Here is a 19,340-nt window from a genome sequence, read left to right on the forward strand (position 1 = left end):
CCCCCAACGACGCCCCTCTTGAGGGGCCGTCATGCAGCAAGACCACAGGTGAGTGATCGTGTGGAGGCTAGGTACGGCCATGATCGCCACTCAAGGCCCTTTGCCATTTCCATGACAAGACCATGCATGTTTATGACGGATCCTGTGTAGGTTCTGTGTCGAAATTGATCACTTCACAGACCTCTGTGGCACACGGGCTTCCCCATCCCGCTGCCCCGCGAACCGAAGGAAGCCCGACCGGTGTTGAGACCTCCGATACGCAACCGCCGCAGACGCGCCGTTGCGGCCGGCAAACTGGCCCTGATCGCCACCGCACTAGGCCTGGTTGTAGCCCTCCCCCAGCTCCCCGCCGTGGCCGACGACGCCACACCCGCCCCGTCGGACCCGCTCCTCGCAGCCCGGGCCGAGGCCCTCTCGACCGGAAAGAACGTCCCCGTCGACGCACTGACCACCGAGGTCTCCACGACCGAAGCACTGCCGGACGGCACCTTCACCAACACCACCAGCGCACTGCCCACCCGTGTCCTCAAAGACGGCGTATGGGCACCAGTGGATTCCACACTGGTAGCCGACGGGCACGGCGGTTACACGCCCAGGGCCACGCCGAACGCAGTGACCCTCTCGGGCGGGGGAGACGGCCCACTGGTCACCCTCACCCACGCTGACGGACCCAGCATGGCTCTGACCCTGCCCTTCAAGTTGCCGGCACCGACCGTCGACAACGACACCGCGTTCTACCCCTCGGTGCTTCCCGGCGTCGACCTGTCGGTATCCGTCACCGATCAGGGCGGATTCAGCGACGTCCTTGTCGTTCATGACGCACACGCCGCGGCTGACCCTCAACTGCAGCAACTCAAGCTGGCGGTCGATGCCCACGACCTGACGCTGGCCACCACCGACTCCGACACGATGAAGGCGACCACCGCCGAGGGCAACTTGGCCTACACCACCCCTCAGCCGTTGATGTGGGACTCCTCCATCACACCGGCCAAGCCTGGCGGACCGCTGACCGACGGATCGTCCTCGGTGGAGGGCCCCGGTCCGGAAGCCGACACCGAGCCAGTCGCCATGACCGCAACCAGCAAAGCCGTAACGCTGACTCCAGACGCGGACATGCTCGCCGATCCCGACACCACCTACCCGGTGTACATCGACCCCTACACCAATCCGGTCACCTCCACCGCCGGCCACTACACCGAGGTCTACTCCAGCTCGACCTGCGACAACTCCCCGCAGTACGACAAGGCGCAGACCAACGGCCAGGGTGCGGGCTACCAGCGATGGGGTGGAGCCTGCGGTGTCGGCCTGGAGCGTTCGTACTGGGCGATCAACACCAGTGGGCTGCACTCCTCGTTCGTCGTCTACGACGCCTACGTGAAGATTTCCACCACGTACGCGGCAAGCTTCAACTGCAGCCAGGACCAGCCGCTCACGCTCCACACCACCAACGCGATCAGCTCCAGCACCGACTGGCTGTCCCGTCCCGGCGTCCACGACACCGCCTTCCCGACAGTGACCGACACAGTGCCCAGCGGCGCCAACTCAGGCAGTTCCTGCAGCAACAGCACCGCCACCTTCCACGTCACCGACCAGGCCCAGAAGATCGCCGACCAGGACGGCAACGGCTACGACGCGGACGGCACCTTCGGCGATGGCACCAACACCTGGACCATCGGCCTGTACGGCAACGAATCGGAGTCGTCGAGCAACGACGACTACCTGCGCCTTTCCACCACGCTGACCCTCACCACCAAGTTCGACATCCCGCCCGGTATCCCCACCAGTCTGCACACCACGCCGGCCGCCAGCGGCGCCTCGGCCGCCTGCACCACCAGCAGCGTGGGCTGGATCGGTTCCACCACCTACTCCGACGCCGGCAGCAACATCACCCTGCACTCGACTGTCACCAGCCAGATCTCCGGCGAGAAGGTCAAAGCGCACTACTACGTCTGGGACCGCACCATCGACCCCGACGGCGACGGCAACGGCGCCTCCGTCTCAACCCCGGACAGCGGCTGGTTGGCCTCCGGCACGGACGCAGCGATGCCGATCGGAGCCACACTGAAGGACGGCCACCAGTACGGCTGGGACGTCTACGCCGAGGACGACTCACCCGACCAGAACCTGACCTCGGGCAAGTCCGACCACTGCTGGTTCAACACCGACTTCACCGCTCCGCCCACCCCTGACATCTCCGGCAACCCCTCCTTCCCGCAGGTCGGAACTGCCAGAGACGGCGACCCCGTCTACGCCGGCCCGGGTAAGACCACCGCCTTCACCGTGGCCGGCACCGACGCCCCCGCCAGCGACGACACCTGCGACCCTGGCACGTGCAAGTCCAGCGGCATGAAGTCCTTCCTGTGGCAGCTCGACTCGCCACCCACCGACGCCGACGGCCAGACCGCCCCGGCCTCCGGCACCGACAGCCAGGGCCGCTCCACCACCACCATCCCAGTCCCCATCCAGGACTGGGGTGTACACACCCTGTACGTCGCCGGCGTCGACAAGGCCGGCAACATCTCCACCAGCACCGCTGGCTACACTTTCACGGTGCCGTGGAATCCGGCGACGAAAATCAAGCCGGGTGACATCTCCGGTGACGGCGTTCCGGACCTGCTCGCCACCACCAAGACCGGCGACCTCGACCTCGTCCCCGGCAACCAGGACCCCGCACAGGCCACCGCCCCCGTCCACAGCGACCCGGTCACCGACACCCCACCGGCCGTCACCAGCCCGGTCACCGTGTCCACCAAGGAGGACTCACCCGACGGCACCGGCTGGAACAACTACCTCATCACCCACCGTGGCAACCTGCACGGCGCCAACGGCGACGACCTCTGGGCGTACAACAAGACCAGCCAGAACCTCTACATCGTCAAGAACGACCTCGATCCGGTCGATGACGCGGCCATTCCGAGAAAGCCCTGGTCCACCTTCGGTGGCTTCGTCGACAGGCGCTTTGACCGCGTCGTCAAGGACGCTTGCGCACCCTCCGATGTCGTCGCGGACGACACCCGCTGCCGCACCACCGACTACAACAGCACGAACTGGAATATCAGCCAACTCATCGCCCCAGGCAACGTCTTCGGCAACACCGACGACTATCCCGCCGTCATCACCGTCGAGAACAAAGAACTCTGGATATACCAGTCCGACGGCGGATACCACTTGAAGAACCCGATTCTGCTCGGCGACGGTGACTGGACCACCCAGACCCTCATCGCAGCCGGTACCTTCAAGGACAAGCCGGTCCTATGGTCCCGCGACAACGCCACCGGCCAGCTGTACAGCTACCCGGTCACTGTCGACCCGACCACCCTGCTGCCGGCCCTGCTCCATCCGACCGCGCGCACCAGCCTCGGGCTCACCCTGTCACCGACCCTCTACCCCGTGGTCGCCTCCCCCGGCGACGTCAACAGCCCCGTCCAGACCGGCGACACCAACCCCGGCGCCCCGGACGGCAACCCCGACCTCTACGCTCTCGGCCCCTTCGGACAGTTGGTCGAGTACAACTATCGCCAGAGCCCGGTCCTGACCTCGCCGCCCACCTACGGCTTCGCCTCACCGGTCACGCTCGGATCGGTCACAGACACCGCCACCCACTGGTGGAAGCTCGCTGAAGGCAGCGGTACCACCACCGCCGACAGCACCGGCACACTCAACGCCACGTTGTCCGGCGGCTACTCCTGGACAAGCGACACCGACCGAGGAAACGCAGTCACCCTCAACGGCACCACCGGCTACGGCAATACGACGGGGCCGGCCGTCGACACTTCCAAGAGCTTCACCGTCTCCGCCTGGGCCAAGCTCAACTCATTGACTGCCAACAGCACATTCCTCTCCCAGAACGGCACCACCAACAACGGCTTCCAGCTCTACTACTCCTCCGGCGCCCAAGCCTGGGCGTTCGGCCGGCACAGCACCGACGCCACCGGCGCCGTCTGGCGAGCAACCTACGGCGGCAAACCGGTGGCCGGTCGTTGGACCCACCTCGTCGGCATCTACGACGCTTCCGCCAAGGAGATCCACCTTTACGTCGACGGGAAACTCGTGTCCACCAACGACTGGACATACACGCCCTGGAACGCCACCGGCCCCGTCCAGATCGGCCGGAAACTCGCATCCGGGACCTACGGCGAATACACCAACGGCACCATTAGCAACGTCCGCATCTACCCCAACGCACTCCCCCCGGCCGACGCCGCAGCCAACGGCGACCTGCCCAAGGTCAGCCAACTCGACTGACGAACCGGCCATTCCCGATGTCCGCACCCGGAGGTTCCGGGTGCGGACATCGACTGCACCGCCTCCCATCGGCGGTAAGCGCAACAGAAAAACCAAGAAAAGAGTAGTTTAAATGCAGTATATCATTATAGGAATCTTTGCAATACTTGCAGGTATTCAGGCATTTGGCATACGCCGTCGGCATCTGAACCAAGGTGCGGCCTCATCCTCGCCGATGATTCACAGGCCAGTCTTTCTTGTCACCCTCGGCTGGATCGGCATCACGCTCGGACTCTTCCTCATACTGACCGGTGCAGCCCTTGTCCTGACTGACAGCTGACCCGCATGCAAAAACAAGCACTCCGAATCACACGCCCGGTTAACGCACAACTCGCACAAGCACGTCTACAGATCTTTAACGGCTGAGGTTACGGCTTGGGTTTGCAACTCAGCCTGGGGAGAGTTCCCGCAGCGTCGGACAACCGTCGTTGCGGGCCTGCGCCGCTGACCGTGCGAGCGGTGTTGGAGGGTGGTGACACCACACGCCCCGTAGGGTGAGCGGCATGACGGGGGATGGTGTGTCAGGGGACGGGGTGACGAAGCGCGCGGAACTGCGACGTGTGTTGAGCGAGTTGGACGCGCGGCTTGCCACGAACACCGAACGCGGGCCCGGAGCGCACCGTCTGGTGGAGCCGCTGGTGGAACGACTGCGAACACCGGCGGCGGCGTTCCTGCGTCCGGAGCTGCAGCGTCGACTCGCCCGTCACGTCGACGCGGACGACTCCTTCGCGCGGGACCGGATCGCCCATGTCCTGGCGGGCGCCTGCGGCGCGGCGGCCCTGCCCGCCCTGCTACGGGCGAGGGTTAGTGATCGCAATGACGACGGGGACACTCTGGAGCTCGACCTCCTCGACCTGTTCTCCTCCTGGCCCGAGGCGTCGCTCAGGCTGGTCCTGGGCTGCGTCGCCTCGGACGACCCCGGGACGCGGCTGGTCGGCATCTGGGGCCTGAGCGTCATCGACTTCGGCGGGACGAAGTTCTTCGGGACGGTCGCCGACGCGGCGTCCGACCCTGACCCGCGGGTGCGCGCCGACGTGATGAGCACCCTCGGCTCCATCTTCGGCATGGGGAATCCCCCGCGGGCCCTGTCCCTCCTCAGCGCGGGCACCCGCGATCCCGCCCCCGAGGTCAGAGGGGCAGCCGTGGCGGCCCTCGGCTCATCGCGTGATGAGACGGTCACCGACCTGCTTGTGGCCCGCACCGACGACACAGATCGCGGGGTTCGGTTCTGGGCCGCATGGTCCCTGGCCCGACGGCCGGGCCCGCACGTCCGCGCCGCGCTCGAACGGCTTGCGGCAGACAAAGACTCGGATGTCCGCGATGCCGCACGCGCGGTCCTGGAACTGCCGACGAGCTGACCGCCAAGAGGCTATCTACAACACTCAGACACAGAGGCCGAGTCCGGTCTTGGCGATGAGGCCCTCGATGAGGCGGGGGCGGTACTGCATTCGTGTCAGCCGTGTCTTCACCAGAGCGGTGAGTTGGTCGAGACTGTGTTTGGTGAGATTGGCCAGCGACCTCTTCAGGTGCGACCACACGCCCTCGACGGGATTGAGCTCGGGAGCGTACGGCGGCAGCTGGTACACGGTCAGCCATAACCGAGCGGCGATCAGCTCCCGCATGGTGCGGCTGACGTGCGTGTTCAGATTGTCCCAGACCAGAACGATGGGGCCGCCGAGCTGCTGGTGCGCGGCATCCAGCAGGTGAGCGTAGTCCGTCGCGGCGAAACCCTTCCGCCGGCCCTTAGCGGGCCCACGGACGAGGTGGATGCGGTAGATCAACCGTGGCCGGTGGCCTGCCTTAGTGCAGATCAGCGCGGCCATCGAGACGCGTTTGGTGCCTGCGGCGGTGACCTGCACCACCGGGGTGTGGCCCCGTCGGCCCCAGGTTCGACCCTTGGGCGGCCTCAGGCCCTGGCCAGCTTCGTCCTCGAAGCAGAGCCAGGCGCCCAAGTCCGCCGCCCTCTTTTTATGACGGGCCACTGCTCGTCCTTCCAGGCAGCGATCTTCACCTCGTCCCGCTCCGTGGCCTTGTGGGAGGGGACCTGCACGCTCCAGCCGATGCGGTGCAGCAGCAGGTCCAGCCCGGCCAGGGTGTACTCCACACCGCACCGGCGGCGCACGACCTCGGCGATCCGGGCCAGCGTCCAGCACTGGTCACTCCAGCCGGAGGCGGCCGGACCGGCATCCAACGCCGTCTGCAGAACACGGAGTTGTCCCGCATTGAGCTTGCAGCGGGCCCCGCCGGGACCCTTGGAGGCCAGGGTCTGCCGACCACCCGAAGTCAACGCCCGCCGCCAGCGGTTCGCCGACATCCGGGTCACCCTGAACCGCCGGGCCACCTCCCGGTCACTGGCTCCGGCCTTGATCAGGTCAGCGGCTGCGAGCCGGACTTGCTCGCGCCGAGCCCGTTCCCCGGCCGTCAATCCACCGCCATCGGGATACCTCATTCCCCCTGCATAGCGCGGCTCACGACAACCGTCACGACTTGACGTAACCCGCACCGTTAAAGATCTCTAGACGGCCGGGCCGAGAACAGGAGCACCTGGGACGAGTGACCCGGCGTGCCTTTACCGGCCGCCGAAAGCTCACGCCGCCCACCGCAGCGTGAGCTGGGCGAGCTCCGTGAACCTGCGAGGCCGCGGCACAGAGCCGAACGCACCCGTCGGCGAAGCCACCGAGCAGGCCCAATTCACCCCTGACCGAACCGGTCCGACTGGGCTGAGCTGGGCTGGACGAGAGCGGCGACGTCTACGGCAGACCCTGGGCCCAATCCCAGGGTCCGCCTGGCCGCCCAGGCCGCCGCTATCCACCACGGCCGTCTGCGTCGCCGACGGTGAGATAGCCAGCCGCGTCGCCGCCGACCTCGAGCTCAAGCACGGCATCACCACCGCAACACTCACCAAGGATGGCCCGCGGGGCCGCGCTTGCAGACCGCTGGGGCACACAGCCACGTCCGCCTCGTGCCGGACCATCCGTGCAGACCACTGCCGGCTGACGGCCACACCCGGCCCTGAGGTCCGTCGGCCTGCACTGCGCTCTTCAGCCGGTAGCGATCATCTCCAGCGGGCTGGTTCTGCCCGGCTGGCGGCGGGGCAGGGTGAGTCCATGACTTTGGGATTTGGCGGTGAGGTCGCCGAATACTACGCGAAGTTCCGGCGGGGTTACCCGTCCGAGCTGTTCGACGCACTGCAAGCAGCCTTCGCCCTGACCACCGACGACGCGGTTCTCGATCTGGGATGCGGAACGGGGCAGCTCGCCGTTCCTCTCGCCTCACGGGTCCGCTCGGTGATCGGCATGGACCCTGAGCCGGACATGCTCCTCCTGGCCAGACAGAGCGCCGCGGGGCAGGGCGTGACAAATGCGACGTGGGTCGTGGGAGGCGACACTGACGTTCCCGCGATCGGCAAGCTGGCGGGGCCCCGTTCCCTGGCGATGACCGTCATCGGACAGGCTCTCCACTGGATGCGGCACGAGGACCTTTTCCGCGACCTGAAGCCATTGTTGCGCCCGCAAGGCGGCATCGCCGTGGTCGCGAACGGGACGCCGCTCTGGCTCCAGGGCAGCTCGTGGTCTCGTGCGCTCAGGACCTGTCTGGAGCGCCACTTCGGCACAGAGCTCTCGGCGATGTGCGGCACCAGCACACAGGACCGGCGGGCGTACGCCCGGGCCCTTGACGGCGCCGGTTTTCACGATGTGCAGGAGGTCGTGACCGAGTGCAGCGACGAACTGGACTTCGACCAGCTCATCGGCGGTATCTACTCCGCGATACCCGAGGGCGAACTGCCCGCACCGCAGGACCGTGCAGCGTTCGCCGAACACATCCGCCAGGCCCTGCCGACAGCCCAGCCGTTCATCGAACAGGTCCGGGCCTGCGCGCTCATAGGCCTGACCAGATGACCGTCCGCGAAGAAGAATCAGGCAACATCATCGTGCCAGCAGCAACGCGTCCGCGTTGTCACCGGCCGACCTGCTTCTGTGAGAGGGCGATACGGCGCCGAACAGGATCGACGTCAATAATCTTCACCCTGAGAGTGTCACCGACCTCGATGACACCCTTGGGCGATCCGCCCAGTTCGCCGGTGGTTACGAGCCCCTCGAAGCCGTCTCTCCGGTCTTCGATGCGGACGAAGACACCGATGGGCGCGATCTTGGTGACGGGTCCCGTGACCACCTGCCCGATCCTCCGCGACATCTGCGGCCACGGGTCCTCCTGCAGGGCCCGTAGTGACAGCGGCACCCGTTCCCGGATCATGTCGACGTCGAGGACTTCGGCGGTGATCTCCTGGCCGACGCTGACGACGTCGGACGGATGGTCGACGGGACGCCAGGACAGCTGCGGAATGTTGATCATCGCGGTGAAGCCGCCGATGTCCACGAAGGTGACGCCGAAGTCGGCGATGGATGTCACCGTGCCGGACACAACCTGGCTGCGCCGCAGGGTCTTCAGGAACGCCCAGTCCCGGTCGCTCGGCGTCGGCTCCGTCTGCCAGCGAGCGCACAGAACACCGTCGCTGTCGGGCAGTACAGCAGTGAACAGCGGCTGACGCGCATCGGCATGCATGGGCAGGACGGCGGCGGCGGACGCGGCCGCGAGTTGGGACGCCACTGCCGCGAACTGGGTCTCGTCGGCGACCGCGCTGGTGATCGGTCCGCTCTCGTCCTCCCAGACAAGCTCCACGAGGCCCTCGTCGGGCAGGGCCGCAACGGCTGTGTCGACGTCCGTGAACAGGTCGGGCCAGACCGTCAACTGCGCGCGGGGAGCCAGTCGGGAGCGCACCGTCTCGATGTTGTCGCGGGTCAGGCGGTGCCACCGGGCAGCGTTCGCGGTGGAAGTCTCCTCCAGGAACGTGGCGCTGTGGACGCTGACCACCCAGTTCAGGCGGGCCCAGAAGTCCGCGTCGGCCGGTCGCTGCACGTACGCGGGGTCGTCCGGGGCGAAGTCGTACGGTGATGCGTCAAGGCGTTCCGGGAACAGCCCGAGCGCGCGGCTGCGGGCCACGGCTGCTGTGCAGTGCTGGCTGGTGCCGATGTAGAGGTACTGGTCCCAGCCGACGTGCACCGTCATGGCCCCCTCCGCCTCCAGGCGGCACCAGGCACCGTTGTCCCGGAGCATGGCCCGGACGATTTCCGCCGCCACCGTGATCGGCACCTGCGCACCGTCGTGGAATCCGGCGAGTCCATCGGGGAACAGGCCGGCCACACCGGAGCCGTCGACCGGCGGCTCTACCCCGAAGTGGCCGAATCCGGCGAGATGCGGCTCCCGGACAGCCAACTCGCCGACGCCGCTCTCGTGCGCGAAGGCGATCACGGCCTCCAGGTAGGCGGCTTCGACGGGCCCGTGGTCACTGACCGCGGGCTCGGTGCCGATGTAGCTTCCCCGCTGGTCCCGGTCGGCCGGGTCGTACTTGGTGACCCGATACACGTAAGGCAGCACGTCACCGCCCCGCCCGAGCCGACGATGCCACCACTGAAGGCAGCCAGCGCTCTGCGAGTTCGCGGACGCCAGTGCGGCCGGTGCACAAGGGCGATGTGTGGCGGTTCAGCATGCCGGGGGCGAGGTCACCGCCGAAGGGCATGCGGCTGAAGCCGCAGTCGGCCTGGGGTTTTTCCATCACGCTGGTTCCTCCGTGTATGCGGCAGTGGGGGTCATGCGCCGGCGAGGTCGGTGAGCGGTGCCGGCGCCAGCGCGCCGGTGCAGTCTGGTCCTCAGGCCGGGCAGGTTCCGACGCCCTCTGGCGAACGCGCGTAGACCCCCGGCATCATCTCCCGTGCACCGCCTGCACAACCGCCCCCACAGGAAGCACGGTCATCCGCAGGAAGGGTCCCTCATGAAGCTCCGTTCCGTCCTGACCGCCCTCACCTTGGTCGTCGCCCCGGGCGTGGCCGTCATCGGTACCTCCACCGACGCCTTCGCCGTCACCAAGATCAGCCACGCCACGGCGACCTCGATGCTCCGCTCGTCCGGCATCACCTGGTCCTCATCGGGCGGCTGCTCCGACCGGAACAACCCCACCTGCACGTCCTTCGAGCAGCTCAACCTCGCCACCGCGCAGGGCGCCCAGACGTTGAAAGGGGCCAGCGGCTGCACGCTGAACATCACCGGCGGCACCAAGACCGGCCACGCCAGCGGCACGTACTCGCACTGGAACGGCTACAAACTCGACTACGGCAAAAACAGCTGCGTCACCGCATACATCAACAGCAACTTCACCTACATCAGACTACGCGGTGACGGGGCGCCACAATACAAGTCCGCCTCCGGCAACATCTACGCCGACGAGGGCAACCACTGGGACGTCCTCTACTACAACTGCGGCGGCTGCTAAACACGACGTCCAGCCACCGCACGTCCCTGCCGACAGCCGCGCCCGCACGACGTCAGCCCCAGGACCTGCTCGACGCGGTGCCGTTGTGCAGGCGGCGGCCCCGCCACACAGCAGTTTTCGGAGCATGTGCCGGGCAGGACTCGCCAAGTCCAGAGAGCTGTTGCGGGCACCGCCCGGGTCAGCGGGCGGTGCGGATCATCACGGTGAGCACTGGTGACGCTGGAGACGGCTGACTACGCCGCGACGAACGCCGTATACGCCGGCCGAGCCACCGCCCGCACGGTCAAGCTCCTGCCCGACGGCACCGTCTTCCATAGTGGAGCACGCGCGGAAGATCCGCCGCCAGGAGCAGGGCAGCCACTACGCCCAACAGCAGCTCACCGCGCTCGGAGCTCCCCCGCCACGGCCCGGCGCCGGGCGAAGACGCGGGTTAGTCGTTCATCGGCCGCCAAGAACCAAAGCGGCAATCTCGTCCTGGCCGACCTGTATGAAGCAGGATGGCCCTATCGTGACGGGTGCCTCCGGGGGCTGCTGGCAGCTCCTCCGGAGGCGCCCGGCGTTTCAGCCCTTGGCCGCAGCCACCTCGCGGGCGCGCCCGCCCAGCTCTTTGACGGAGCGGGATGTCGCGTACGGGGCGAGCTCTTTGCGCATGGTGCCGAAGTGGTCGTCACCGCGTACGGACGAGACATGCTCGTACTCGTCCAGGAATCGCCCCCACGAGTCGCACGACGCATCCACGTGCCCGATGCGGAGTTGGCGCTGTGCGAGCACGGCGTAGGCGTGGACACGGCCTTGGCGCTCTTGAGCGGGCTGCAGCCGGATGGACTGCCGCACCGCTGCGATGCTGCCCTCCAAGTCTCCCTCTTCCATGAGCACGTGCGACACGTGGAACAGGTAGGCGGTCTTGTCGTATCCGCCGATCGCGTCCCGCCGGTTGTCCGCCCTCGACAGGGCCGTCTCGGCTTCCCGGAGCCGGGTATGAGCCTGCCGCCGGTCACCCACCATGGAAGCCGCGTGCGCCTGCTGCCCGCGTAAGAAGGCCACGAGCCGAGGGCCGGCCGAGGGTGCCGCCTCTGCAGCCGAGTCCGCGAGCTCAAGGGACATACGCCCGTGCCTCAGACTCGACGCCTGCAGCGACATGCCGCGCAGGGTCCGGCAGTAGGTAACGTGGTCTTCCGCTTCGTTGGCGAGCTTGAGCGCGTTCACGTAGTACGTCTGGCCAAGGCCGTGGGCCTTCTCGTACATGGCCATCCAGCCGGTGAGGTACGTCAGATCGGACGCAGCGGCAAGCATGTCCTGTTTCACCGGCTCGGAGGCCTGCGCTCGAAGCCACGGCCCGACGGTGTTGACGAGGAACGCGGCAGCCATCGGGCGCGCGTGCCCGGCCCCGAACTCGTCGAGGATGTCCGCGATACGCTTCGTCATCGACCGGACCGAGGCGACCTGCGACGCTCCGATCCGAGTGGTGGCCTTGCCCGGCGTTATCGGCTCGCTGGCCGCCCGTGCACCCTGCTGAAAGGCAGGCACCGAGAGTGCCGCAGTGAACAGTGTCGCAGCCAGGAGGCTTCGACGAGATGGGTCCATGTCCGCCCTTCCGAGGTCGATCAACTCCTCCACAGTGTCGACTGCGAGAGAGCCACCGACGGGCAGAGCGGGCTGCAGGCCAGCCTCCGCGTGCGTGACCGGCCTGCCTAAGCGCGCGGACAGCGCTTCAAGGATCAGCGGCCTGACCTGCGGTTTCGGCGGCGTACCAGCGATCCAGTGCGCTACCGCCGTCCGGTCGTACGTCAGATCCAACCCAGCCTGCGGACCGAGCCTGTTGACCTGCTGAGCAAGCTGTGTGCGCGTCCAACGTGCCTGCTCAAGCAGCCTGTCCAGGGCAGGGTTGGGCGTTCGTTTCCTCGTGGCCATGTACTCAACTCCCGACAGCTCATGGCGTTCACGGTGTTCACGGTCCCACCAGCTACCAACGGTACCCGCAGAGCGTCACCAAGCGATTACCTCTTACGAGAAGCGATCCTTTAGGGAGCCCCCGTGAACGCGCAGCATTCAGCCACCCCCACACCCCCCGCCCACGGGGGAGCGACCACCGCAGACGCAGCGGGCCCAGCACCGGCCGCCGGCACGGTCGTGCTGCTGCCGCGCACGAAGGATTCCGCGACGTTCCTGGAGTCCTGCCACCTGACCGCCAACCGGGGTGCTGGGCCGAACGCGCGGATCCGTGTCATGCCGTGGGTCAGGCATCACTGGGCGGGCAACGCCGACCAGGCCTCCCGGGTTGCTGACAAGCTCGTCGACAACGCCGTCCGGCACGCCAAGGCTTTCCCCAGCGACGGCGGGATCGTGACGCTGCGCGTGTTCGGCTTCTCCGACGGCTTTCTCGCCATCGAGGTCGATGACGCCCTGCCGCAGTTCCCCGGGTTCCAGCAGGTCGCCAACCAGGGCAGTGAAGTCCCGGGACGGCCGACCGGGCTGTGGTGGGTGGCCCATTACCGCGGCGTCCTGTCCTGGGACGCCAAACGGGACGTCACCAACACGGTCATCGGGAAGACCGTTCAGGCCCTCCTCCCCCAGACCTGGGACGGTGCCGCATGAACCAGACGCCATTACCGCAGCGTGAGCGGAAGTTCGAAAGCGGTCCGGGCCACGTGGCCTTCGGCAGCACGTCCCGGGTCATCGAACCCGAGGACGTCGCCCAGGACATGCACCATCTCGCCGCACGGGTGCGGAACCTGATGGACCTCCAGCGCGGGACGCCGCTGAAACTGCCGCTCGGCGGATCGTTCTTCGACATCGTCGTCACCGCGGCCGGCCCGGCTGCAGCCTCGGCTGTCCGGCTCATGGACGAGATCCAGCGCATCCCCGGCGCGCGCCCCACCGCGCCGGCGTGCGGCCCGGTGATCGCGGACCCCGAACACGACTGGTTGATCTGGCTCGTCCCGCCGGGCACGCACGCGGTCTGGGAGCCCAACCGGTGGGGCACGTGCCTGGGCGCCCCGTACGAGCTCGTCCTCCCCGCCATGACCCATACGGAGCCCCCCGGCCCGTACTGGCTGCGCCCGTGCCGAGGTGACCGGCTCGTCCCGCGGCTGCCGCTGTGGGACGCCCTCGACCAGTTCCGGCCGGGCCCCATACCCGCCGAAGAACTCCTCGGCCATCTCCTGAGCACCACCTCCTGAACTCCGCGTGCGGCGGCTGCTCCGCCCTGCCGCGCGCGGCCCACGCCCTGCCGCCGGGACCCCTGATCTGGCACCCGGTGGCAGGGCCCCCAACCGTGAAGGACACGGCGTGACCACACCCAGCGGACGGCCTGATCTCTCCCCCGCTCCCGCTGACGAGCGGCTGGAGAACCTGCGGCGCTCGTACGAGCAGCAGGTCGCCGAAAAGGCTCGGCGTACGGTGCGTGTCGCGGCCTACGTACTCGCCTCGTCCGTCGCCGAGCGGCGGGCGGACCAAGAGCTCATCGAGGCTCACGTGTGCACGCTGGGCTGGAAACTCGCGCTGACCAGCTTCTGGGACTTCGGCCAGGCGCCTTCGATCACTGAGCGGGCGGGCTTCGCCGAGGCCTCTCGGTACGCGGTGCAGGGCTTCGCGCACGGCATCGTCGCCATCGGCCAGCCCGCCATCACGACGGACAACGCGGTGTACGAGGAACTGCTCCACTTCCTCGGCACCCGCGGTGTGTTCCTGACGTTCCTGCCCGCCTCGGACTGAGGCGCGCTCCAAGACTCCCGGCACGGGGCGTGGCTTCGCATCCCGCCACGGATCAGTGCCGGGCCCTCTCCCGTCGCCGCACTGCCTCCCCCGACAGTGCGGCGACGGTCCGACCCGATGATATGGAGGCCAGCATGCAAGAGCTGACCAGGCCTGTAGGAGCCGACGCTGTCGACTTCACAGCCCTGCAGAACTTCGCCGCCCTGCGCGGCCAACTCCGCGTCTCCTTCACGCCGCGATGCAACATCGCGTGCTGGTTCTGCCACAACGAGGGCGACGTTCCGCCCCCACTGACCAAGGTGGACCGCTCGCGGCAGCCGCGACCTCAACAGATGGCGGCGGCCGACTACCTGACCCTCATCCGCTCGCTGGTCGACGCAGGCCTCAAGCGCGTGTACTTCACGGGCGGGGAGCCGCTGACCTCCCCCATGGCCCGCCCGATCCTGGAAGGACTGCCCGAGCCGGGCCCGGACGTCTCCTACACGCTGATCACCAACGGGACCCGGATCCGTACCCACCGGTCGTGGCTGTCCCATACCCGCCTGGACAAGGCGAAGGTGTCGCTGCACTACTTCTCCGACGAGACCCTCAAAGCCATCGCGGGAACCCGCATCAGCATCGACACCATCCTCGACGGCATCGAGGTAGCACGGGAGATCTTCCCGCAAGTCGAGCTGAACACCCTCCTCCAGAAGGAGAACGCGCACGAGGTCGAACGCATCCTCGACTGGGCCCTCGAACGCCGGCTGCCGGTGCAGTTCATCGAGCTGGTGGGCACGGACTTCAACGAAGCCCGTGCCGGCTCGGCCGTGTCGGCGGACGCGATCCTGCACTACCTGCGCACGCTGACGAAGGACGAGCACGTCGAGATCGCGGGGGTGGGCCAGGGCCGGCGCGTTTTCCGCATCGACGGCATAGAGATCGACGTGATCCACCGGAACCTCGGACGGCATCACGTCGGCCAGTGCGGCACTTGCCCGCTGCGCCCCCAGTGCGTCGAGGGCTTCTGGGCCCTGCGCGTGGACCACAACGGCGGCGTCCAGCCGTGCCTGCTGCGCGATGACCTGCGCCTGAACGTGAACGAGCTCCTGTCCGACCCGGAACGGATGGTGGCAGCCGTCGCCGGACACGTCACATCTTTCACCGAGGGGACGCTATGACGCGTATGCCGCCGCCCTACGAGCCGTTCTACTACGAGACCCCTGCGCACCCGACCGTCGTCCTGGAGGGCGTGTCAGGCATCGGCAAGAGCACGTTGGCCTCCCTGCTCGCCTCCCGGCTGAAAGCCTCCACCCTGCACACGCTGCCTGACCCGCACACGGGCTGGTCCACGGAGGTCAACCGCACGCTCCGGCCCCTGCCGCAGCTCGGGTTCTACCTGTCCGGGCTGCTGCACGCCTCCGACCGGATACGGCACGCGCAGGCACACGGTCCGGTGGTCGCCGACCGCTACCTGTCGTCCGTCATCGCCTGCCACGCCGCCGTCCACCGCGTTCCCGTCGACATGGTGACCGCCCTCGTCGCGCCCTTCCGCCCCTACGTGGTGCTGCCGACCCGCACCTACTACCTGCGCTGCTCAGAGCAGAGGCTGCGCGACCGGATGACCACCAAGACCGACGTGAAGAGCGACGACACCGACCTGCTCAACGTCCCCGGCCGGCTCCCGCGGCTCCTCGAAAACTTCGCCCGAGTCGCCGACCGCGACGAGACCGCCGTCTGGCTCGACACCGACGACAAGACGCCGGCCGAACTCGCCGACTGGGTCCTCACCGATCTGGAGCACCACGTTGCTTAACTCCATCGACACGGCCGCCGTCATCCGTGACGGCGGCGCCGTCGGCCGCTACCCCGACCAGATCCACGATGCGGTCGGATGGTGGCTGGGTGCCTGCATGGTCGTCACCACGCAGATCTCCCGGCTCGCCGTGGCGCACGACGGGCACCCGGTCAGCGTCAGGTTCGCCCACAAGCTGTGCCAGGGGGCGATCAACGCCCAGCACTACGCCTGCAACGTCCGGTACCTCGGCGACCAGCCCGAACCGGAACTGCTGGCCCTGGCCACGGGCCCTCTTGAAGCCTCGGCCGCCTGGATTTCCACGAGCCCCGCGGCCGACCGGGACACCGTCCAGATCCGCCTGTACGCCAAGGACGGCAAGCTCCTCGACGAGACCACTGGGCTCGCGGGCATCCGCGACCTCATCGACCGCGACCGCGTCCCGATCCCGGTGAACTCCCGGGCCAAGGGGACGATCGAAGGCTGGCCCTCCGAGGCGACCACGGAAGCCCGCCCGTGATCAACACGGCAGAGATCATCGAGTCCGGCACCAACATCCTGTTCGCCACGATCGACTCCTTGCGCTACGACGTCGCCCGCGGCGCGCTGGAGAGCGGCCACGCTCCGCGCCTCGCCGGGCTTCTGCCGGGCGGCCGGTGGGAACGCCGGCAGACGCCCGGGACTTTCACCCTGCCCGCGCACATGGCGTTCTTCTCCGGCTTCCTGCCCAAACTGCCCCAGCCCCAGCAGCCGGCCCGGCTCTGGGAGTGCCGCCCACCGGCTTTCAAACAGGTGCCCTCTGAGACGTTCGTGTTCGACGCCCCGAACCTCCTCGACGGCCTCGCCGAGCACGGCTACCGCACCGTGTGCGTGGGCGGCGTCACCTACTTCTCCAGCGAGACACCACTGGGCTCCGTCCTTCCCGCGATGTTCCACGAAGCTCACTGGCGGCCGTCGTTCTGCTCCCCCGAGCTCGAATCGACGCGCCACCAGGTGGACCAGGCCCTCGACGTCGCCGACCGTCACCGCGGTGGCCGCCCGCTGTTCCTGTTCGTCAACATCTCCGCAACGCACGTCCCCCACGGTCACTACCTGGGCCGCAGTACCGACACCACCGCCTCGCAGGCCGCAGCGCTCGCCTACGCGGACACTCACATAGGCCGGCTGCTGGACGGGCTCGCCGACCGCGGGCGCTGGCTGGTCATCATGTGCGCCGACCACGGCGACGCCTACGGAGACGACGGCTTCCACGGCCGTGGGATCGCTCACCCCTCCGTGTGGAATGTGCCGTTCGCCGCCTGGCTGCACGGCTGACCGCCTACGCTCGCTCCACATGAGCGATGGATCCATGCGTGACGCCTCCGTGGTCGTGGCGCGCAATGCTGACGGCCTTGTGGCCCTGCTGAGCGCCGACTTCCCCGCCCACGGAGGCGAGTACCTGTTCCTGCCCGGCGGCCGCCGTGAAGACGGGGAGACCCCGCTGGACTGCGCCCGCCGGGAACTCCGCGAAGAAGCCGGTGTGACCGCCGGGGAGTGGACGCTTCTGGGCTCGCACGCGATCACCCTCAACTCCACGGCGCGCGTTCACCTCTTCGAGGCTCGCGACCTGACGCTCGGACCGCAGGAACTCACCGAGACCGAGCAGGACTTCAAACTGATGTGGGTACCGATGCCCGTCGCGCTCCAGGCCGTGGACGAGGGGCGCTTCCTCCTCCCCGCCGGACCGCTGGCCCTGCTCCTCGCAGACCACCGGCCGACGGGCGACTGACACCCCCGGCCATCAGGAAGCCCCTCACCTCGTGTGCCGCGAGGGTCAACAATGGCTCCGCATACGCCTCGAACCAGCCGACCAATTGGCGGCTACCGGAGCCATCCACATCTCCGAAATCGGCCACGCCCTGGAGGCCCCTGGCACCCAGCCCTGTCTCACCCAACAGGACTTCCTCCCTCACAGAAGCGGGACAGGCCGTTCTCAGACCTCCTGGGGATCTCCGTGGTCGAGCTCAGCCAGCACGAAAGTCGGATCATCGATCAGATCGAACAGGCCGCTGGTCCGTCGCGCCCAGCGCTCTGGATCTTCTCCATCGGCGAACGCCGCGGCCGACCTAAACTGGCTCCGGAGATTGACCGGCAGTCTGTCAGCCAGGGACTCACCGAGCTGTCGGCCCAGGATGGCGCGCGGCCATAGCGCACGCATGCGGTGGGCCGACTTGCCGGCCGCCGGGACTGCGGTGTCGCTCACGCCTTCAAGAGCCGCGACGGCAACGCGCACCCAGCCCGTCATCCCGGGTGTCAGGGAGCGGAACCGCGATCCGCTGAACGCTGGCGATCGCATTCCTCCCCAGTGCGAGTGAGAGCCCTCCCGGATCCTCGTGGTAGTTCAGGTAGCGGGCGACGTCGACGCCTGGCGGGCAGTGCGCGATCTTGGTGGCTAATTCCAACTGTCGTGGAGACAAGCCGAGTTGGCGGGCGACGAGGTGACTGGCGGAATCGGTCGTGGGTCTGTCCGTGCGCCAGGGGTGGCAGCGTGACGAGGAGCCAGTGGATCATGAGCGCTGGTGATCACTCGTGGGTCTTCTCGGATCGGAGCGTGTCGTGTCGGTGCAGCCCCAGCCTTGGCCTGAACCAGATCCGCAGATCGCGGCGGCGGTCCAGGTGATGTACCGGGGCAGGCGGGAATCCCCGCTGGCGGTGCAGGTCCGCGACCGGCTGGGCGAGCTGTTCCCGGACGCGGCCTTCACCGACGGGTTCGGGCGGGCGGGCAAGCCGGGCTGGTCGCCGGGCCGGCTCGCACTGGTCACGGTGCTGCAGAAGGCCGCAAACCTCACCGACCGGCAGGCCGCGGACGAGGTCCGGGAGAATCTGTCCTGGAAGTATGCACTCGGTCTGGCTCTGGAGGATCCGGGCTTCGACCACAGCGTGCTGTCGGAGTTCCGCTCCCGTGTCGTCGCCCACGGGTTGGAGGAGCGGGTGCTGGACCTGTTGCTGGAGCGGCTGCGCGAGCTGGGACTGGTGGCGGCAGGCGGCAACCAGCGCACCGACTCCACGCACATCGTGGCCGCGGTGCGGGACCTGAACCGGCTCGAGCTGGTCGGCGAGAGCGTGCGCGCGGCACTGAACGCCCTGGCTGCGGCCTGCCCCGACCGGGTGGGCCAGGCGCTGGTCGTGGAGGACTGGAGCCGCCGCTACGCAGACCGGATCGACACCTGGCGCCTGCCCTCCTCCAAGACCAAGCAGGAC

The 19,340-nt window shown here is 67.9% G+C and carries 19 protein-coding genes; 14 read left to right on the forward strand and 5 right to left on the reverse strand.

Annotation, left to right across the window (positions count from 1 at the left end; all coding sequences use genetic code 11):
- Positions 1-243: 243 nt before the first annotated feature.
- From ABZV34_RS27445 to ABZV34_RS27455, 3 genes are all read left to right on the forward strand, one after another.
- Positions 244-4,245: a LamG domain-containing protein gene (locus ABZV34_RS27445; protein WP_356282003.1), complete on the forward strand. Its 4,002-nt coding sequence runs from the start codon at positions 244-246 to the stop codon at positions 4,243-4,245.
- Positions 4,246-4,357: 112 nt separating this feature from the next.
- Positions 4,358-4,564: a hypothetical protein gene (locus ABZV34_RS27450; protein ID WP_356282006.1), complete on the forward strand. Its 207-nt coding sequence runs from the start codon at positions 4,358-4,360 to the stop codon at positions 4,562-4,564.
- Positions 4,565-4,817: 253 nt separating this feature from the next.
- Positions 4,818-5,642: a HEAT repeat domain-containing protein gene (locus ABZV34_RS27455; protein WP_356282009.1), complete on the forward strand. Its 825-nt coding sequence runs from the start codon at positions 4,818-4,820 to the stop codon at positions 5,640-5,642.
- A gap of 24 nt (positions 5,643-5,666) precedes the next feature.
- On the opposite strand, the gene ABZV34_RS27460 is transcribed toward ABZV34_RS27455, so the two are convergent.
- Together ABZV34_RS27460 and ABZV34_RS27465 are read right to left on the reverse strand one after the other, a co-directional pair.
- Positions 5,667-6,143: a transposase gene (locus tag ABZV34_RS27460; protein WP_356282012.1), complete on the reverse strand. Its 477-nt coding sequence runs from the start codon at positions 6,141-6,143 to the stop codon at positions 5,667-5,669.
- Between the two features lie 47 nt (positions 6,144-6,190).
- Positions 6,191-6,733, reverse strand: a complete 543-nt coding sequence (locus ABZV34_RS27465; RefSeq protein WP_356282015.1) for a winged helix-turn-helix domain-containing protein — start codon at positions 6,731-6,733, stop codon at positions 6,191-6,193.
- Positions 6,734-7,391: 658 nt separating this feature from the next.
- Between ABZV34_RS27465 and ABZV34_RS27470 the strand changes: the two genes are divergently transcribed.
- The gene (locus tag ABZV34_RS27470) at positions 7,392-8,183 is read left to right on the forward strand and encodes a methyltransferase domain-containing protein (protein WP_356282018.1); all 792 of its coding nucleotides are present in this window, start codon (positions 7,392-7,394) and stop codon (positions 8,181-8,183) included.
- A 58-nt stretch (positions 8,184-8,241) separates the two neighbouring features.
- On the opposite strand, the gene ABZV34_RS27475 is transcribed toward ABZV34_RS27470, so the two are convergent.
- Positions 8,242-9,720 carry a S1 RNA-binding domain-containing protein gene (locus tag ABZV34_RS27475; RefSeq protein ID WP_356282021.1) on the reverse strand — a complete coding sequence of 493 codons (1,479 nt, stop codon included), beginning with the start codon at positions 9,718-9,720 and terminating at the stop codon, positions 8,242-8,244.
- Between the two features lie 394 nt (positions 9,721-10,114).
- Here ABZV34_RS27475 and ABZV34_RS27480 point away from each other — a divergent pair, with 394 nt between their 5' ends.
- Positions 10,115-10,612 carry a hypothetical protein gene (locus ABZV34_RS27480; RefSeq protein WP_356282024.1) on the forward strand — a complete coding sequence of 166 codons (498 nt, stop codon included), beginning with the start codon at positions 10,115-10,117 and terminating at the stop codon, positions 10,610-10,612.
- A 561-nt stretch (positions 10,613-11,173) separates the two neighbouring features.
- On the opposite strand, the gene ABZV34_RS27485 is transcribed toward ABZV34_RS27480, so the two are convergent.
- Positions 11,174-12,523 carry a hypothetical protein gene (locus ABZV34_RS27485; protein ID WP_356282027.1) on the reverse strand — a complete coding sequence of 450 codons (1,350 nt, stop codon included), beginning with the start codon at positions 12,521-12,523 and terminating at the stop codon, positions 11,174-11,176.
- Positions 12,524-12,646: 123 nt separating this feature from the next.
- On the opposite strand from ABZV34_RS27485, the gene ABZV34_RS27490 reads away from it, so the two are divergent.
- From ABZV34_RS27490 to ABZV34_RS27525, 8 genes are all read left to right on the forward strand, one after another.
- Positions 12,647-13,207: a hypothetical protein gene (locus tag ABZV34_RS27490; protein ID WP_356282030.1), complete on the forward strand. Its 561-nt coding sequence runs from the start codon at positions 12,647-12,649 to the stop codon at positions 13,205-13,207.
- Entirely contained in the window at positions 13,204-13,791 is a 588-nt protein-coding gene (locus ABZV34_RS27495; RefSeq protein WP_356282033.1) for a hypothetical protein, read from the forward strand. Before ABZV34_RS27490 ends, ABZV34_RS27495 begins: the two co-directional genes overlap by 4 nt.
- 109 nt (positions 13,792-13,900) lie before the next feature.
- Positions 13,901-14,326 carry a hypothetical protein gene (locus ABZV34_RS27500; protein WP_356282036.1) on the forward strand — a complete coding sequence of 142 codons (426 nt, stop codon included), beginning with the start codon at positions 13,901-13,903 and terminating at the stop codon, positions 14,324-14,326.
- A 134-nt stretch (positions 14,327-14,460) separates the two neighbouring features.
- Positions 14,461-15,486, forward strand: coding sequence for a radical SAM protein (locus ABZV34_RS27505; RefSeq protein WP_356282039.1), 1,026 nt, complete (start codon positions 14,461-14,463; stop codon positions 15,484-15,486).
- Positions 15,483-16,121 (forward strand): thymidylate kinase, encoded by a 639-nt coding sequence (locus ABZV34_RS27510; RefSeq protein WP_356282041.1) that lies wholly within the window; start codon positions 15,483-15,485, stop codon positions 16,119-16,121. Before ABZV34_RS27505 ends, ABZV34_RS27510 begins: the two co-directional genes overlap by 4 nt.
- Positions 16,114-16,620: a hypothetical protein gene (locus tag ABZV34_RS27515; protein ID WP_356282044.1), complete on the forward strand. Its 507-nt coding sequence runs from the start codon at positions 16,114-16,116 to the stop codon at positions 16,618-16,620. The genes ABZV34_RS27510 and ABZV34_RS27515 overlap by 8 nt, the downstream gene beginning before the upstream one ends.
- A complete protein-coding gene (locus ABZV34_RS27520) occupies positions 16,617-17,414 on the forward strand; it encodes an STM4013/SEN3800 family hydrolase (RefSeq protein ID WP_356282047.1) in 798 nt (265 codons plus the stop codon). The genes ABZV34_RS27515 and ABZV34_RS27520 overlap by 4 nt, the downstream gene beginning before the upstream one ends.
- 19 nt (positions 17,415-17,433) lie before the next feature.
- Complete coding sequence (locus ABZV34_RS27525) at positions 17,434-17,868, forward strand: NUDIX hydrolase (RefSeq protein ID WP_356282050.1); 435 nt, start codon at positions 17,434-17,436, stop codon at positions 17,866-17,868.
- 204 nt (positions 17,869-18,072) lie between these two features.
- On the opposite strand, the gene ABZV34_RS27530 is transcribed toward ABZV34_RS27525, so the two are convergent.
- Entirely contained in the window at positions 18,073-18,342 is a 270-nt protein-coding gene (locus ABZV34_RS27530; protein ID WP_356282053.1) for a hypothetical protein, read from the reverse strand.
- A 353-nt stretch (positions 18,343-18,695) separates the two neighbouring features.
- Between ABZV34_RS27530 and ABZV34_RS27535 the strand changes: the two genes are divergently transcribed.
- The coding region (locus ABZV34_RS27535) for a transposase (protein ID WP_356282056.1) at positions 18,696-19,340 on the forward strand (645 nt) is incomplete at its 3' end.

Source organism: Streptomyces sp. NPDC005195 (assembly GCF_040608315.1).
In the GTDB taxonomy this organism is placed as follows: Bacteria; Actinomycetota; Actinomycetes; order Streptomycetales; family Streptomycetaceae; genus Streptomyces; species Streptomyces kaempferi.